Consider the following 17168-nt stretch of genomic DNA (forward strand, 5'->3'; position numbering starts at 1 on the left):
TGGTAGGTTATATAGAATATCGTTCTGTCATCTAACGGGCTGTTGGGATCAATCTAAGATGTTGATTGCGGCTCCTCATGACGCCATCGCTCCAGCTCAGGGAGATCAAAATAGTGCAGCATGCCCGGTAAAATATAGCTCATCGCGTCTTCCTCATCGTAGTCATAAGCACTAACCCATTCTGCCACACTATCGATGGAATGGGTCTGTTCAATACGCCCGACCCTTGCATCCAATGCCGCGGCTAGCTGTACATATAGATTCGTACGGCCATCTGTATACATATCAACGGCTCCGGCCTGCTGCACTTGGATATGATCAACCAAGTCAAGGCAGCGAATGATGTCGAACACCCGCATCGCGGTCAAGCTGTCGTCCAACCAGAGCAGCTCGTCGGAAAGCTTATGCATAACGCCATAGAACGCTAGTGGAGGGCTGCCATAAATCGGATAAGGAGAATGTGGACCCACGCCGCTGCAGTTCAGCACAAGAACGGCCTTTCCTGCGGCGCAGCAGCCGATCAGCCATTCCCTGTGTTGATTCAATGCTTCCGTTCCACGCTCCCATACGGCTACTGTCAGAGGAAGTCCCCGCTCATCGGCCGCGGCTTCGCTTCGAAATATCATCCCGCTGTTCATCATCCCTGCCTGAGACCACCAAAGCACATATTCCACAGCGAGACCATCCTCTGTAAGGCCGAGATGCACGCGGCGGGGATTCAGATTGCATGGGTCACGGTAAGCAAATACTCGTTCTTTAAGCCACCCGATCCCGTTCATCTTGGCAGTTTCCGAATGGCGTTCCGACCGGATTCGCTCCAGCTCCTTGGCCGTGTCGGCGTTCTCATGCCATACCGTTCTCGCATCCTTCCAGTCGGCTAACACCTGACCGCTCTTGGTACAGTGAAGCTGCTTCGCGGGAATCAATCGCGGGTTAGGATCCTCACGAAGCAGCTTACGGTGAAGCAGATGCTCAGAGAAGAAAGCCGACGCTGATTCCGCCAATTTATCCGTATACCGATGCAAGGATTCATCCTCGATCAGCAGCAATTGGTCACTCCTGCCATGCATCTCCCAGAACCTCCGGACGCGGCTGACTGTCCGCCGCGTCGCTTCGATCGGGAAGAAATCGTAGGTCACGGCAAGGACGGCGAGCGGCTTGGGAGCGAATGCAAGCAGAATATCTTCGTGATCGAATCCGTGCGCCGTTAATCCTCGCCAGATCTGTTCCGCATCTTGGACACCGCCTGCGTGCATGTAGATTTGGCGGTTCATGATGAAGGTTCCCGGAGCGGCTGCAGCGATGCGGTCATCGCAGATCATGAGCATCGACGCCTGAGTTCCTCCACCGGAGTTGCCCGTCAAGCCGATCCGTGCGGAGTCAACCTCCGGTCGCTCGGTCAGATAATCGACAGCCCGGATCGCATCATGTACAAAATATCGGGCCAAGCCCTGTCCGAGCGGCAGACATTGTGCGCCTGCATGCTGGTGCTCCTGCGTCCCCCAGATCGCATCTTCCACGCGCCCGTCTTGCGGCAGATAGCTTAGACGTTCGCCCTGCCCGAGCGGATCGATTGCCAGCACAATCAATCCAGTAAGCGCAAGTCTGCTGCACACGGCGTGATAGCGTTCACTATGCTTGGCCTCACGGTCGTGTCCGCATAGAAACAGAACTGCTGGACAGCTTGCTTCCCTGGTAACGGGCATATATAAATTCGCAGTCACGATATGGCCCGGCCTCGATTCGAACACAACATGTTCAACCCGAAATCCGTCACCCTCCACCACATTCGTTGTTCTTGCATTCAAAGAAGCCCCGCTTGCAGGCAATCCGCCTACCGACTCTAGAAATAAGCGCCTCATCTCAGCCTTTCTGGCCATCAGCTGTTCTGTCGTGTGAATCTGATCCCGTGCACGATCCCCTTCGGCAAATGCCAGATCCGCACGGTCAAAGATATGACGCTTGAATTGATCCCTCGTATCGTACAGCGTGCAAATATAATGCTCAAGATCAGATAAAGTGGTCATCTCCGACTCCTCCATTCCTGGTTATGAAGCAACAACGGGAAGCAAATCATCAATCTGCACAGGTACGCCTTCTTTGATCGAGCGGTTAGCAGCATGACCGATGAGCAGGGATAACGCTCCCGCATAACTGTCTGCCTGCTGACTTAGCGGATCATTGATACTTCCTTCAAACAACGTTCGGAGAAGCCTTTCATCGCCACCGCCATGGTTCCCTTCATCAGATGGAACCTCGACCTCTTCAAGGGTCCCATCCAACTTGATGATCCGGATCCGGCTTTCCTTGCCTTGGATGAGCTCCATCCGGCCATCACTCCCATTCAAGGTGGCTCGCCAGCCCTCATACGGACTATAGGCCACCAGCGAATACGTTAGTAATGCTCCGCTGTCATAACGAACCTGGACGGACATCGTATCGTAAATGTCGATCTCATCATGAAAGACGCAGCGGTCCCGTATGTAACCGTCTTCACTTTCCGCTTGATAATAATACTTTTCCATGAAGGGGTGATCGGATAGATCCATATAAAACTCACAGGTGGATGTATAGGAACAAGACAGGCACCGCTGACCTCTCTTCGCTCGCGTTGGTCCGTATACTCTTCTGGAGCCGAAAGCATGAACCTCGGCAGGCTTGCTATTGAGCCACCAGTTCATGACATCGAAATGATGCGTCGACTTATGAACCAGCAGCCCTCCGCTCTTTGCCATCTCCGAATGCCAACGGCGAAAGTAGTCGGCCCCATGACTCCGGTCCAAATGCCATTCTAACGCAGCATGGTACACGTCCCCGATGACTCCGGAGGCGACCAGCTCTTTGATCTTAGCAAAATACGGCGCAAACCGGAGATTGAAGGTAACCGTAACCTTACGTCCGCTGCGGCGCTCTTCTTCAAGAATTTCCCGGCATTTCTCGGCATCGATAGTCATCGGCTTCTCGGTAATGACGTCACAGCCCGCACGCAGCGCTGCAATGATATAGGTGTGATGGGTAAAGTCTGCGCTTGCCACGACGACAACATCGGGCTTTACGGACACCAGCATTCGATCGAAATTATCAAACACTGTGACATAACCGCATTCTGCACTCAGCAAATCTGCTCGTATACGGTTGGTGTCATACACACCGCAGAATTGGATCACATCCTTCCATTCCTCTGACATCGGTTTGGCAAACATATGCAGAGCTCTGGAGCCTGCACCGACGAGCACATATTTTTTCACTGATAACCCCCCCTTTTATCCAGAACATTGGTTGCAGTATACCAACAGTAATCGATTACTATAGCCGCATTATAGCATATCATTTCCTTTTCTGAACAGAGAATTTTGGAGATGAATTTATGGATCGATTGTGTTATTGACTATTTTCACACATAACAACGCTTCAACTCCGGGTTCCGACACCGGAAACGAAGTGAATTTCTATCGAATAAGTAATCGATTACTATAATAGGCTCCAATTCCTTATCCCCTACATACCTGGTAAGCAAGCGTTGAGGCGACCTCAGACTAGATACTGCACTGTACTGGATACTGGAAATGAGCGTACAGCAAACCTAAACTGCGATGAATGCCGGAGTAGCATGCAAAATCCTTATAAATAAAATAAAACCGGTATTGCAGCCGCAATACCGGTCGTAATATACGCTTATGGTTTGGATTGCACATCGGCAACCGAGCTACGTTCTAACAATTGAGGCTGCAGCACAACGTCGTACACCGGTTTTGTCTCCCCATTGAGCAAATCCAACAGCATACTGCAGGCCATTCTCCCCATTTCGTAATCGGGCTGCTTGATCGTGGTGAGTGGCGGATGGATCATTTGTCCATATTCAATGCCATCGAACCCGATCACCGACATGTCCCTTGGAACCTGTAATCCGCGGAGTGAGAGCTCATTAATGACACCAAAGGCCATCACATCATTACACGCAAATATGGCTGTAGGCGGATGGACAGCTTCCAACAGCTTACCCGCTAACTTCTTGCCCATATTGAATTCATTCAGACTGTTGTACACATCATCTTCTGCCGATTCAGCTGTTAACGGCTCAAGGTCTAATTCTCTCATCGCTTCCTCGTAACCTTGATAGATGCTTCTACGGCTCGGTCTGTCCAGCTGCGAGGTGACATAGCCAATCTTCCGGTGTCCCATGGATTGCAGATGTTTCGTCGCCATATACCCGCCCTTGCGGTAATCGAATTCGATCTGACTTATGCCCTCCCCATCGACCTTCTGATCGATGGCGATCACCTTCATCCCCGTATCCATCAGCTTCTGAAGCATAGCCTGATCGCTTCCGATGGATGAAATAATGAGCCCTTTCACTTGCTTCTCTGCGATCGTCTTCAAATATTCCTGCTCCAGTGCAGCATCATGGAGGGAATTGCAAACAATGACGTGGAACCCTTTCTGACGAGCGATCCCTTCGATGCCAAGAATGACCGAGGAATAAAAGGGATTGCTAATTGAAGGGATAATAACGCCAATCGTCATACTAGAATTTGTTTTCAATTGCTTGCCCAGCATATTCGGAATATAGTTCGATTCCTTGGCGATTCGCTGTATCTTTTCTCTCGTTGCAGCACTCACCGGATAATCGCTTCCGCTCAATACGCGGGAGACCGTCGCAGAAGAAACCTCTGCCAGCTTGGCAATATCATGAATCGTGATGGGTCTTTTCACAGGATTACTCACTTTCCGAGCCGCAGTGCGGATAGATCCACTTCGGGAACAAGCCCTTCCTGCGCCGCACGCGTCAGTAAGGAGGTAACCGCTCCATACCCGCTCTCACCCAGGTTTGCCGTGAATTCATTAACATACAAATTGATGTGTGCCTGAGCTACCTCGGGTGACATTTCTTGAGCGTGGTCCATAATATATTGCTGCGAAGCCTTCGGATTTGCCCATGCATATTCGACTGATGCACGTGTCCACTTCGTGATTGCCTCCAAGTCGAGCGACCGCCGGGCGATAATCGCGCCTAGCGGAATGGGTAGCCCGGTATCGGATTCCCACCAGTTGCCTAGATCCGTCAGAAGCGATAGACCATAATTCTGGTAGGTAAATCTTGCTTCGTGTATGACGAGTCCGGCATCGATCAAGCCGTCTCGAACCGCGGGCATAATCTCATGAAAAGGCATGACGACGATCTCGCCGATGCTCCCTGGTACTTGCTGAGCCGCCCATAACCGGAACAACAAATAAGCGGTTGACCGCTCACTGGGCACAGCTACGCGTTTGCCGCTCAGGATCGCCGGGTCGCCGCTATCTCCCATACGGCCAGATGTCAGTACAAGCGGTCCACAGCCTCTTCCTAGTGCGCCGCCGCATGGCAGCAATGCATACTCTGACAGCACCCAAGGCAAGGCGGCATAGGAGATTTTGAGAACCTCCGGTCCTTCAGCCCGAACTGCCAAATGGTTCGTAATATCGATATCTGCATACGTAACGTTCAACTCTGGTGCACCCGGTACCAGGCCATGCGCCCATGCATGGAATACGAAAGTGTCGTTAGGGCAAGGGGAATAAGCAATGTTCATTATAATACCTCCATGAATAGCGAGCTCGCGGCTTCCAAGGCTTGCAGCGCGTCTCCGATTCGCCATGCATCGCGATTACGCGGTCCTACCGCATTCGATATGGCGCGAATTTCCATCACAGGAATACCTTGAAGCCGGCATGCAGCTGCGACTCCATAACCCTCCATCGCTTCTGCCGATGCACCAGGCACCCTCTCCATTAAAACCGCTGCTGTTGCAGCCGTTCCCGTCACCGTCGTTACGGTCAGCACAGGACCCGACGTTACCGGCTGTCCCGCCTTTTGCAAGGCGTGAATGAGTCGTATTCCGGCGTTATGTTCAACCTCGGATCGAGCAGATCCGAAACCAAGCTCGTCCAAGCTTAAGAAGCCTTCAGCCGTCTCCGCACCCAAATCTGCGGCAATAATTTCGCTGGCTACGACAAGTGAGCCTATCTCGGCACGATCTGCAAAGCCGCCTCCGATACCTGCACACACAACTAGCTCATACTTCCCCGTCACCAGTGCAGTCGCGGTACTAGCGGCTGCAGCCGCTGTTCCAACACCGCCAATTATAACATCAAATCGATCTGCGCCCTGAAGCCCGCGCAGTACCGCATCCCGCTCAGCCGATACTGACGTTACGATGAGAATCCTTGAGTTTGTTTTGTTCATTCCATAATCTCCTAACAGCTTAGTGAGCCAGTTGCTAATGTGTCATAATCGAGCCTCTATCAATCCGAGTAAGTGAGATTTGAAATCATGCTGGCCATAAATCAATAATCTAAAGGAAAGTTTACACGAAATACATTATAGACTCAACAAGAGCAGCCCATGGAGTCATTCATACGCACAAGTGATCATTTCCTTCCTATTCATCATCTTCTTGATAGGGTGATTCATATTCTTCTATAAACAAACCGGATTTTCTAATTTCATGTATGGCATGATCACACGGTTTCACACTGCCGATATACATATAATAGTCATATCCGAAGTGTACATAGAATTGTGATTTCCCCTTTATCCTGCAGCCCAGTTCTTCTTTAAGCGCAAGCTGTGTTAGAATGGCGGTCTCCGTACGATTTAACCCATCGCCTTCCTCTATCCGATCATACAAATTTTTCATTTCAGTCGTGTAAGAATCGATTTCTCGTTACGATAAGTTCGTCATTCCACTTCGTCAGCATTTCAATCTCTACTGAACGGATCAGTAATTCATTCATAAATGCTTTGATTGCATTCAGATATAACAACTCAACTCTTGAATACTCATCAATGGTAAGTACCGAATCAGTATAAACCTGTGACCATCACCAGACAATACTTCGATCAGCTTGGATATCCCCTTGAATCCTCAGCTAGTATGTATTGATTGAGAAGATCATAACAGCTACACAGATGTCCGTCACTAAGCAATCCACTCTCATCGATCCCCGAAATAGCAAAGAAGAATAACCCCTGCCGGACATGAGCAGTAAGGTTACCCTTCTTTTTTTAATCCATTAAGCTTCTTCACGCAGCTCTTCAAGCAGATTTGCCTTCTCCATTCGGCTGAGCGGGCCTTGCACCGAAATCATCCCGACTAGCAATGAGGCACCGCATGCGGCAAGTGGAGCTCCCCAAGGGAATTCAAACGGGAAGCCCTGAACGCTGGATAGCTGCAGGTACAAGAAGTAGCTGAAGCCCACACCTAGCAAGATCCCCCAGAAGCTGCCGATGACTCCGAACCACATGCCCTCCAAGGATGCCATGCGGCGGATTTGCCCCATCGTCATCCCAACTGCTTGCAGCAAACCGATTTCTTTGCGTCTTAGCAGCAAATTCGTCTGTACCGTATTGATAATATTCAAGCTTCCAATTACGCCAATGATGATCAAGAAGCCGTAGACGAAAATTTTCATCTGAAGATTGAAATTACGCGTTTCCTTCTGCTCCTCGGCAATATCGACCAGCCGGCTTCCCGGTATCGTACGAGAGAGCTCTTCGAGTCTCTGCTTCACAGGCTCGGGATCGGCCCCATCCTTCATCGCGACCTCAAGACCCGTTCTACCGGTCATCGCGGAGGCATCGTCAGCCGATCCGGTCCTTGCCTCCATCAGCTTGGCAATGGTTGGTTTTGCGGCAATCATGACCAATGTATTCTCTTGGTAAGGCGCACCGAAAGGGGATTGAGTAAGAATACCAGCAACCGTAACCTCGCGAATCTGCTGCTTTGCAGGCTCAGATGAATACTCCGTCATGATGGTCAGCTTATCGCCTACCTTGTAACGCGTAATCGGCATGATTTCTTTCTTGCCATCTGTAGTTAACGGTTTGACCGTCTGCACCAGGATGACCCCGTCCTGATCGGCTAACAGCTTCGGATCAACTGTTCCGCTTTGCAAGTACTTCGAGGCTTCCTTTAATCTTGCCTCATCATACAAGAATAGATCCGAATAAAGGATAAGGTTCGTATCCACCCGCTCAAGCGCCATGTTCGTCTTCTCAACAAAATCGCTCTTAAGCACCGGCTCGGGTACAACGATTTGAAAGTCAAAGCTTTGATAAATACCATATACTCCGTGAATGCCGGGAAGACCGCCAATCACCTTCATCGCTTCGTCAGACACGACATTCGGCTTGCCAGTGTCGTCGACGAGCAGATTGGTATTGAGTTGGAAAGCGATCCGATCGTCCTCGTTCGTCGTGGTCGTTATGGTCAAGGCTTGACTTGTAAAATAATGAAACGAGATAAACAGCGTAATACTAATGACAATTGAGAACGTCGTTATCAGGAATTTCGTTCGATTGCGGCGAATATTGTTCGAGGCCATCTGGCCCTCGATGCCCATTAGGCCAAGAAGCGAAGGAATACGCACGCGCCTGTAGGATTCCCTTACAATACTGCCGGCACCCTTGACAGCTTCAACCGGGGACACGCTTGAAGCTTTGCGGGCAGGAAGCCATGCCGCTATATAGACGGCCGCGAAGCCGATCACGAAGCTCCCACCCATGATCCACCAATGGAAGGTGAGCTCGAACGTCTCCATCATCATGATTTTCATCCCGCTCTGTGTCATCAGCCAGAGCACAAGCCACATGCCGAACCAACCGATCAACAAGCCCAGAGGAACCCCGATAGCAGATAACATGGTCGCTTCACGAAGAACCAAGCTGCGGATTTGTCCCGGAGAAGCGCCCAGCGTGCGGAGCAGCCCGAACTGCCGGATCCGCTCGATTACGGCGATATGAAAAGCATTGTAAATGACAGCGACCGTCGAGAGTACGACAAGGCCAATCAACGTGCCGAAGATAATGGCTAGCGTCAGATTAAGATTGCCGTCAGCCGATTCGCCCATAAGAGCCAACAGCTGATGATTGGTAAACAAGCTGTCGTTCAGCTTCTTAAAATCTTCAACTTGTTGATTAATATCGACTTCCGGTTTCAGCGTGAGGAGCACCATCGCTTGTGAATCGATAGCCGTGTTCGCGGAAGGGGCATATGTGAACGCCTCGGACGAGCCTTTGGACTGACTCCTCTTCTGATTGTTCAGTACACCCACAATCTCGTAATTACGGGTCTTCCCGTCCGGACCTTCTATTTGCGTCGATCCGTGAAGCCCTGGCGTCCCCGGCAGCTTGTCGAGGAGCCATTGCTCTACGGCGAGCTCATGATCTGCCGCAGGCAGCCGGCCTTCATAGAGATGAATCGGAAGAAGCTTGAAGCCCTCTTCATCTGCTGTACTGAGCTTAACAGAATACTCATCGGTAAGCGGGATTTCGTTACCGGCGCGATAAACGCCAAGCTGATCGATCAGTATATGTTTCTGGAGCGTCTTATACAACTCTGGGCTAGGCTTGCTATAACCAAAGTAAAAGGAGCCTTCCTCATATTTGGTATTGAGGATCATGTTATCCTTCAATGCCTGGCCCATCGTCCCCAAGGAACTGATCAAAGCGACAGACAGGATAATGCCTATGATGGTCAAGACCGATTTCTTGCGCTGCTGCTTCAGATACCGTCCTGCCATTGCGCCATAGCTTCTCATACGCCCCTCCCATTGCTGCTCGTATCGCTGAGGAGCCTGCCGTCTTGCAGTGTCAGGACGCGTGACGCTTCTGCGGCTACATTCATGTCATGGGTAATGACGACGACCGTCTGATGATACTGGCGCACGGCGAGCTTCAAGAGCTCAATGACCTCCTGTCCGTTTCGGCTGTCCAGGTTGCCGGTGGGTTCATCCGCCAGCACGATGGCAGGGCGGTAGGCAAGCGCCCTGCCGATCGCTACCCGCTGCTGCTGCCCTCCGGAGAGCTCGGAAGGCAAGTGCTTCCGGCGCTCCTGCAGCCCCAGCGTCTGGATGAGATCCTGGATATAGGCTTTATCCGGCTGACGGTGATCAAGCAGCAAGGGCAATTGAATGTTTTCTTCCACGTTCAAGACAGGAATGAGGTTGTACGATTGAAAGATAAACCCGATTTTTCTGCGCCGGAATACCGCCCGCTCCTTCTCCTTCAGCTCATATAAATTCTCGCCGTCAATGTGGACATATCCGCCGCTCGGCTTATCAAGCCCCCCCAGCATATGCAGCAGGGTGCTCTTGCCAGATCCGCTCGCGCCGACAACGGCGACGAGCTCGCCTTGATTGATGGAGAAGGTTACATCATGGAGAGCATTGACCTGTGTTGTTCCTTTGCCATAAGACTTACTTAGTCCATCTACACTAATGACATTCATGTATGACTCCACTCCTGATTATCGGATTCATTAGAGGCAGAGATGATCCCGCCTACATTTGTTGCAACGAACCCAGTATATCGCGGCAACCTTACAGGAAAGTGGGGCATCCGCTTACAGTTCTGTAAGCTTGTCTATTGAGCTGGGAACGGATGCAGCGGCAGCGTTAGCTGAAAGAGGGTGCCGCCGCTTGGCTCAGCGGTTGCAGAGAGTATTCCACCATGTTTCTCGACTATCGATTTGGCGAGCGGCAGACCAAGACCGACCCCGCTGCCCTCAGAAGAATTTCTGTAAAATTTCTTGAAAATATGAGGAAGATGCTGCGGATCGATTCCACGCCCCTGATCCTTGACATACATGCGGATGAATACGGGGGTTACCTCCCATCCGACTTTAACTGTCCCCCCGGCAGGGCTGTGCTCTACCGCGTTCTTGATGATATTCACAAGCGCTTCCGTCAGCCAGTGGGGATCATGGGCAATAAACACACTCGAATCAGACTCTTCCATACTTATCGTGACCTGCTTATTCACCGCTAATGGAACCATTGGATTCACAGCCCGCTTGACGGTATCCGCAAGAGGCGCATCCTTCATGCTCATATCCAAGGCATCCGCTTCTAAGCGGGCAAGCTTGAGCAAAGCAAGGATGAGCCATTCCATTCGATCCAGCTCGCGCCGGCATGTTCTCAGAAATTCGGCCGTATGCTGGGCATCGACCTGATCACCTTGAAGCAAATCGACGTAGATCATTAAGGAAGCCAATGGGGTTTTCAATTGGTGGGAAATATCCGCAACCGTATCTTTGAGAAAGATCTTCTCCTTGTGCAGCTGATCGATCGTTTCCCCAAGCCGCAGCGTAAGCTCCTGAACGCCATTTGCCAGTAATCCCAGTTCGCCTTCATCGTAAATCCGGTAGGCTGACGGCCGGTTATGCTTCACCGTGTCCTCCAATGAGACGGCAAGGCTCCGTATTTCTCTAAGCTGCCTGCTGCTGGCCCGGTACAGCAGTACGGCGGTAAGGAGTGCAAATCCAACGGTTCCGCTTAACATTAGCCAGAGTGTCCGTGATTGGTAATCACCTAGAATCGGAAGCCACTGGGCCTTGAACTTGGTATTGATCCCATAGAGTTCCATCATCTCACGGCCTTCAGCCACGGCTTCAGGTGACGGGGGGTCCGTTTCCACTAATTGTTGAAGCCATTGCTCTCCCCATTCAGGATGCTCACTGGCCAGACTTCCCAGCATAGCGGCTTCTTTATCCAGCCAATCCTTCTTCAGTCTTTCCGTTGAGTAGTGGCTGTACAGGATGATCGATACGATGGCCATAACCAACAGGACAGCTAGCGATACAGCAAGGCTCCGTACGAACGGGTTTCGCCACATACGGGCAATCCCGGAGCTCGATTCCTCTATCCGTTCCATCGGTACCCTGCACCTCGCACTGTGACAATGAATTGCGGGTTCTGCTTATCTTGTTCGATCTTTTCCCTCAGCCTGCGGATGTTGACTGCGACTGTGTTGTCATCGAGCACCTCCACTCCGTCCGGCCACACATGAGCAATGATTTGGTCTTTGGATAACACAGAACGGGGATGAGTCATGAACAAGCTCAGCAGCCGAAATTCCGTGATGCTTAGCGGAATCTCTTGTCCGTTATTCTCCAGGCGCATCTCCCCAACATTCAAGGAAAGACCGCCCGCTGTTAGAACGGTTTTATCCTTCTCGCGGCTTATCGGATAGCGGCGTCTTAGAACAGCATGAACGCGGGACAGGAACTCCCGCAAACGAAATGGCTTCGTGATATAGTCGTCGCCGCCAAGATCCAAGCCTCGGACGATATCGAATTCCTGGTCACTTGCCGTCAAGAATATAATCGGGGTATCGCAGCTCTTCCTGATGTCGGTACAGAAGTCGAATCCATTCCCGTCCGGCAGCTGCACGTCAAGCAGGATAAGATGGATGTCATCCTCTACGAGCCAGGTTCTTGCTTCAGCAAGGTTATGGGCGCTATGCACGTGGAATCCTTCCTGCTGCAGCGTGAATTGGATGCCCCGATGAAGGGATTCATCATCCTCAACTAATAAAATACGTGTACTCAAGATTATGAGTCCCTCCTAAATGTCAGCGAAACATGGTCGATTCATGAATCTATAAGGCATGCTCTATATCGTGAAGCGCGGACAATCATGTGTTCACTCTCGAGACTTGATGTGCTTGATTATGAGCCTTGAAGAGCTTTGAAGTTTTAACTAGTATAACGCAAACCAATCTTAGAATCTAAAAAGGAAGGATATGGTTGATTTTAAACGAAAGGAGTAGTACGATCTCTTAGAGGGAACATTCGTTCCCACGCCATGAATAAAGGAGATGCTTCCAATGTTTAAAAAGCTGGAATGCGTTTGTATGCACACAAATGATATCGGGAAATCCCTTGCTTTCTACACTTCAATGGGATTAACGGAAAATTGGAGGATCGAGCGGACTCTCGAGGATGGATCCATCTGGTCGGTAATCGGGTTGAAATTTCCCCGGCAAGATAGCTCTGAGCTTGTCTTAAGCAACCACCCCGTTAACCAATTCACCGAGGTTGAAATCCTGGTGGATGACGTACGTCAAGCCCATGCCGAATTAAGCAACAACCGGGAAATCCAATGGATTCGAACGCCATTCGCAACTGAATCCGGCCACGTCGCGGTCATGGAAGCGCCGGACGGTAATGTTGTAGTTTTAGTTGGAAAATAAACAAAGAAGATAGTCGACCTATGAAAAGGCTCACCAACCATAAAGGTAAATTATGGTACGTGCATAATATATAAAATGATCACCTTATACTGGAGGCTGCTATGAATGAATACAGACACACTTACATTAAATAAAACGAGCTGGGATGCCGCGGCGGAGCGTTTTTTCGGGAGAACCTCGCTTCCTGAATTTGGCCCTCATGCACCCCGGGAGGATGAGCTGCATTTATTCGGGGATGTCACCAGCTGCAAAGTATTGGAATTAGGCTGCGGCAGCGGTCACTCCCTGCTGTACATGGACCAACAAGGCGCCGGTGAGCTTTGGGGCGTTGATCTTTCCCCGAAACAATTAGAAGCAGCGGCGAAAGTATTGGCGAGCAGCAGCTCCAGCGTCACCTTAATTGAATCTCCGATGGAGCAGGATCCCGGTCTGCCGCATAACTATTATGACATCGTTTACTCCATCTTTGCTCTGGGATGGACCACGAATTTGCAGCAGACCTTCACCAATGTTCATACCTATTTGAAACAAGGCGGGCTATTCATCTTCAGCTGGGAGCACCCGCTATACAATCGCGCCCGGCTCTCGGACGATCAGCTTGTCATCCATAAATCCTATCACGAAGAAGGTCCCTACGATCACGAAGCATGGCAGCTTCCAGCGATTATGCAGCAGGTTAAGCTTAGTACATATTTGAATGCGTTAATCCATCAGGGGTTTAAGATCGACTATGTGATTGAGGATGTTCGTTTACCCGAAGACCCCCTAGAGTGGCAGGCGAATCGATGGTATTCCTACGACAAAGCTAAGCTTCTTCCGACTACCCTTATTATTAAATGCCAAAAAATATAGGCCCGAGGTGCGCAATGCGAGTATTTGATCGCCTGAGAAGCTGATCCCTTTAGGAGCGGTTGTTCTGATCTTAATCGCAGGCTGTAAAATCTATAAGTACATACGAAGGAAGATGCATGAGAACAAGCATTATCTGATTCTATAGGCGGGTATCATAAAAACAGAGGATCGATGTCCTGAAACGAAGAACATCATATCCTCTGCTTGGTTTAACCTGCTCATTCATCCTCATCGATTGAAGCCTGAAGCTGCACTCCAGCCGGCAGCAATCCGCTAATATGCTCCCGCAGCAGCTCTAGCTGAGGCTGTTCTTCACAGAGTATCGTAATGACTCCGCGGTCACCGCGCGAACGAATCAACCGGCCCATACCCTGCTTGAGGCGGAGCAGCATATAGGGCAGATCCACCTCTTCGAACGGATTCTTCACGCTATGGCGCTTTGCCATAAAGACGGGATCCTGCGGCGGGAACGGAAGCGACCACAGGATAACGTTCGATAACGATGGTCCAGGAATATCAAGACCCTCCCATAGGCTTACCGCACACAGGACACTCTGTTCATCATGCTGAAACGCTTCGATCAGATGGCTGATTTCTTTGTCCCCTTCAAATCCGAAGCGCATTCCTTCGCACTCTGGATAATGGACGATTTCCTTCTTAAACTGCTGCAGCTCATCCTTGGTCCGGAACAGGATCAGGGCTCTGCCGTCCGTACGCACCAGCATGCTAACCGCAGTTTTCATTTTTTCCGAGAATGTGCCCCCAAACGGCCACTTTGGCATAAACACCTTCATTTGCTCCGCATAATCATACGAGGAATCGACAGAGAAGGATAAATACTTGTCCAGCCCCATACTGTCCGCTACATAATCGAAGGAACCTTCTACAGACAAGGTGGCCGAGGAGAATACGATCGGCATTCGCGTAGAGAATACCCGCTCCTGCAGCACTTCCTTCACCGTTCTTGGCATGATGACCAGCGTCAGCCCGGTCACGCTCTCGATTGCCCAGCAGATCAGTTTATCCGAATGCTGAAAGAGGCTCAGCGCTTTCTGCATCATCTCGATATGCTCTTCCACAATGCGCAGCTGATAATCGTTCAACGTATACAGCTCGCTTTCAAATACGAGCTCTTCTTCGATTGAAGTCAATATCTCCTGAAAGAAGCGTATTTCCTGCAGCAGCTGCTCATTCAATAGCACGCGCTTCCGTTCCGAGCCGGGAATGGCGTCCACTTGATTCTCCAGCACATTGAACATCGATTCGCTGCGATCAATCGCTTCATCGATCAGCACCGCGAGCGATTCCCGCACCTCGCCTTTGAGAAGACGGGTAATGAGCTCTTCGAATACGACATGCTTGAGCTTGTACGTCAACGCTTTCTGGGCCGCGGATTCGAGCAGATGGCCCTCGTCAAAGACGACGGAGCAGTGCTCCGGCAGCAGCGGCAGCTGCCCCTCCCGTTTTCTCCCCTCATAAGTCCACAGATGCTCCATGTAGAAATCATGCGAGCATACGATCAAGTCGGCCGAACGTCTGTAATGATCGCGCGAGAGCGTTTGTCCGCACCGATGGCGCTTCTCGCAGACGAAGCAATCCTGGAACGTATCCCATCCGATTCGATCCCACTGCTCGTCGGTCATATGAGGGTAATCCTTGCGGTCCCCGTACGGATAGAATGACTGCATCGCGGCGGGAGTGTTGACGAATTCCGGCAGCTCACCGTAGAGCTCCTTATATAAGGCAGTATCTTCATAGCCATAACGGGCCGTATCCAGCTTAACCAAGCACACATACTGATCTGGCGATTTTCCGAGTCTTGCATCGATAGTCAAATTCAAATATTCATTCAGCTTCGCGATGTCTCCACCTGGCTTAACCAGCTGCTCAATGAGGGATTCATCCGCACATGCGATAACGGCAGGCTTGCGCGTATAGCGGGCATAACAAATCGCGTACAACAAATAAACGAGCGTTTTCCCCGTTCCGACGCCCGCTTCGGCGAAGATTACTTGTTTCTCGGAGAATGCGCGTTCAAGTTGAAAGGCCATATAAATTTGCTCATCCCGCACTTCGAAGCCAGCCTCGGGAAGAATGTCATAAAACACATCCGCAGCCCAGTCGCTGACCTGCTGACTAAAAGGCCGGGTATGATCGTATTCAAAAGGATACCGCTCCACGAGTCTTTTCCTCCAAACCATCATAATCAATAATCCGAACGTCAATCATAGACAAGAACTTATTATCACATGATCCTCATCGAATAGCAAAATAATTTTGCCATAATAACGGGTTATCAGCCTCATACTAAAAGAATAAAAAATCCAATTGAACAATTCCGCCTCTTCAAGCGTCATATTGCTGATCGACAGTGGATTAGGAGTGATTGTAACCATGACAGCGGCATTTATACAAGTTGATGATGTTCATAAAAGCTTCGACGGCCGTCCCGTATTGAACGGGATGTCTTTCACGGTCGAGGAAGGCGCCATCGTAGGCTTGCTCGGACCCAATGGCTGCGGAAAAACGACGATGATTCGTTTGTTGAACGGGGTTATCGAACAAAATAGCGGTTCCATGTCCGTCGCCGGCATGAATCCTCTAGCGGATGGCGACGATATTCGAAGGATCAGCGGAATCGTGACGGAAGGCGCCGGACTCTACCATGATATGAGTGCGGTGGACAATCTGAAGTTTTTCTCCAAGCTGTATCAAGTCAAGGACAAATCGCGGGTCCGGGAGCTGCTGGAGCTCTTCGATCTGACCGAGCACGCCAACAAGCCGGCAGGAACGTTCAGCACCGGAATGAAGAAACGGCTTGCGCTAGCCAAGGCGCTGCTTCATAAACCCAAGCTGTTGTTCTTGGATGAACCGACGAATGGTCTGGATCCCGAAGGGATCCGTCTCGTGATGAAATCCCTTCTGGAACTGAACGAACGCGATGGTACGACGATATTCCTTTGCTCCCATGTGCTTCACCAGATTGAAACGGTCTGCAGCACCTATATTTTCATGGATAAGGGCCGCACCATCGTAACCGGAACGCGTTCCATGATCGAGAACCGCTATATGAAGAGTGTGGAGCTTGTCGTCGAAACCGGTATGTTACCGGCAGGTGATCGATACGCTGGCTATCCGGTCCGCAAGGAAGGCTTGAACCGGCTGCGCTTCTCGCTTCCCGGCAAAGACGCCATACCCGCCCTGCTCCGGCAGATTCTTGCAGACAACTGGGTACACTCCGCAGAAATCGTGAACCGGGATTTGGAATCTCTCTACTTCGAAGTTCGAAAGGAGCATGCGTAAT

At 50.6% G+C, this 17168-nt stretch carries 13 protein-coding genes; 3 read left to right on the top strand and 10 right to left on the bottom strand.

Translation table 11 applies throughout. From position 1 onward, the window contains the following. Window positions 1-53: 53 nt before the first annotated feature. The 9 genes from NNL21_RS15250 to NNL21_RS15290 all read right to left on the bottom strand — a co-directional run bounded on the left by NNL21_RS15250 (window position 54) and on the right by NNL21_RS15290 (window position 12369). Window positions 54-2027, bottom strand: coding sequence for an alpha/beta hydrolase (locus NNL21_RS15250; protein WP_204818132.1), 1974 nt, complete (start codon window positions 2025-2027; stop codon window positions 54-56). Between the two features lie 21 nt (window positions 2028-2048). Further along, window positions 2049-3248 carry a Gfo/Idh/MocA family protein gene (locus tag NNL21_RS15255; protein ID WP_204818133.1) on the bottom strand — a complete coding sequence of 400 codons (1200 nt, stop codon included), beginning with the start codon at window positions 3246-3248 and terminating at the stop codon, window positions 2049-2051. Between the two features lie 427 nt (window positions 3249-3675). Then, entirely contained in the window at window positions 3676-4713 is a 1038-nt protein-coding gene (locus NNL21_RS15260) for a LacI family DNA-binding transcriptional regulator (protein ID WP_204818134.1), read from the bottom strand. Between the two features lie 8 nt (window positions 4714-4721). Then, a complete protein-coding gene (locus NNL21_RS15265) occupies window positions 4722-5570 on the bottom strand; it encodes a 1,4-dihydroxy-6-naphtoate synthase (RefSeq protein ID WP_204818135.1) in 849 nt (282 codons plus the stop codon). Further along, window positions 5570-6223, bottom strand: coding sequence for a futalosine hydrolase (locus NNL21_RS15270; RefSeq protein ID WP_204818136.1), 654 nt, complete (start codon window positions 6221-6223; stop codon window positions 5570-5572). Before NNL21_RS15270 ends, NNL21_RS15265 begins: the two co-directional genes overlap by 1 nt. A gap of 830 nt (window positions 6224-7053) precedes the next feature. Continuing rightward, on the bottom strand, window positions 7054-9579 hold the full coding sequence (locus tag NNL21_RS15275; protein WP_204818137.1) for an ABC transporter permease: 2526 nt from the start codon (window positions 9577-9579) through the stop codon (window positions 7054-7056). Beyond that, entirely contained in the window at window positions 9576-10268 is a 693-nt protein-coding gene (locus tag NNL21_RS15280; protein WP_204818138.1) for an ABC transporter ATP-binding protein, read from the bottom strand. The genes NNL21_RS15275 and NNL21_RS15280 overlap by 4 nt, the downstream gene beginning before the upstream one ends. A 134-nt stretch (window positions 10269-10402) precedes the next feature. After that, window positions 10403-11692, bottom strand: a complete 1290-nt coding sequence (locus NNL21_RS15285) for a sensor histidine kinase (RefSeq protein ID WP_204818139.1) — start codon at window positions 11690-11692, stop codon at window positions 10403-10405. Further along, window positions 11680-12369, bottom strand: a complete 690-nt coding sequence (locus NNL21_RS15290; protein WP_204818140.1) for a response regulator transcription factor — start codon at window positions 12367-12369, stop codon at window positions 11680-11682. Before NNL21_RS15290 ends, NNL21_RS15285 begins: the two co-directional genes overlap by 13 nt. 277 nt (window positions 12370-12646) lie before the next feature. Between NNL21_RS15290 and NNL21_RS15295 the strand changes: the two genes are divergently transcribed. Next, the gene (locus NNL21_RS15295) at window positions 12647-13012 is read left to right on the top strand and encodes a VOC family protein (protein ID WP_204818141.1); all 366 of its coding nucleotides are present in this window, start codon (window positions 12647-12649) and stop codon (window positions 13010-13012) included. Window positions 13013-13117: 105 nt separating this feature from the next. After that, window positions 13118-13864, top strand: coding sequence for a class I SAM-dependent methyltransferase (locus tag NNL21_RS15300; protein ID WP_204818142.1), 747 nt, complete (start codon window positions 13118-13120; stop codon window positions 13862-13864). A 218-nt stretch (window positions 13865-14082) separates the two neighbouring features. Here the strand turns inward: NNL21_RS15300 and NNL21_RS15305 are convergent, their stop codons facing one another. Continuing rightward, window positions 14083-16044 (bottom strand): ATP-dependent DNA helicase, encoded by a 1962-nt coding sequence (locus NNL21_RS15305; protein ID WP_204818143.1) that lies wholly within the window; start codon window positions 16042-16044, stop codon window positions 14083-14085. Between the two features lie 214 nt (window positions 16045-16258). Here NNL21_RS15305 and NNL21_RS15310 point away from each other — a divergent pair, with 214 nt between their 5' ends. Continuing rightward, window positions 16259-17167, top strand: coding sequence for an ABC transporter ATP-binding protein (locus tag NNL21_RS15310; protein ID WP_204818144.1), 909 nt, complete (start codon window positions 16259-16261; stop codon window positions 17165-17167). The last annotated feature ends 1 nt before the right edge of the window (window position 17168 follow it).

Source organism: Paenibacillus mendelii (genome assembly GCF_024498075.1).
Lineage (GTDB): Bacteria > Bacillota > Bacilli > Paenibacillales > Paenibacillaceae > Paenibacillus_Z > Paenibacillus_Z mendelii.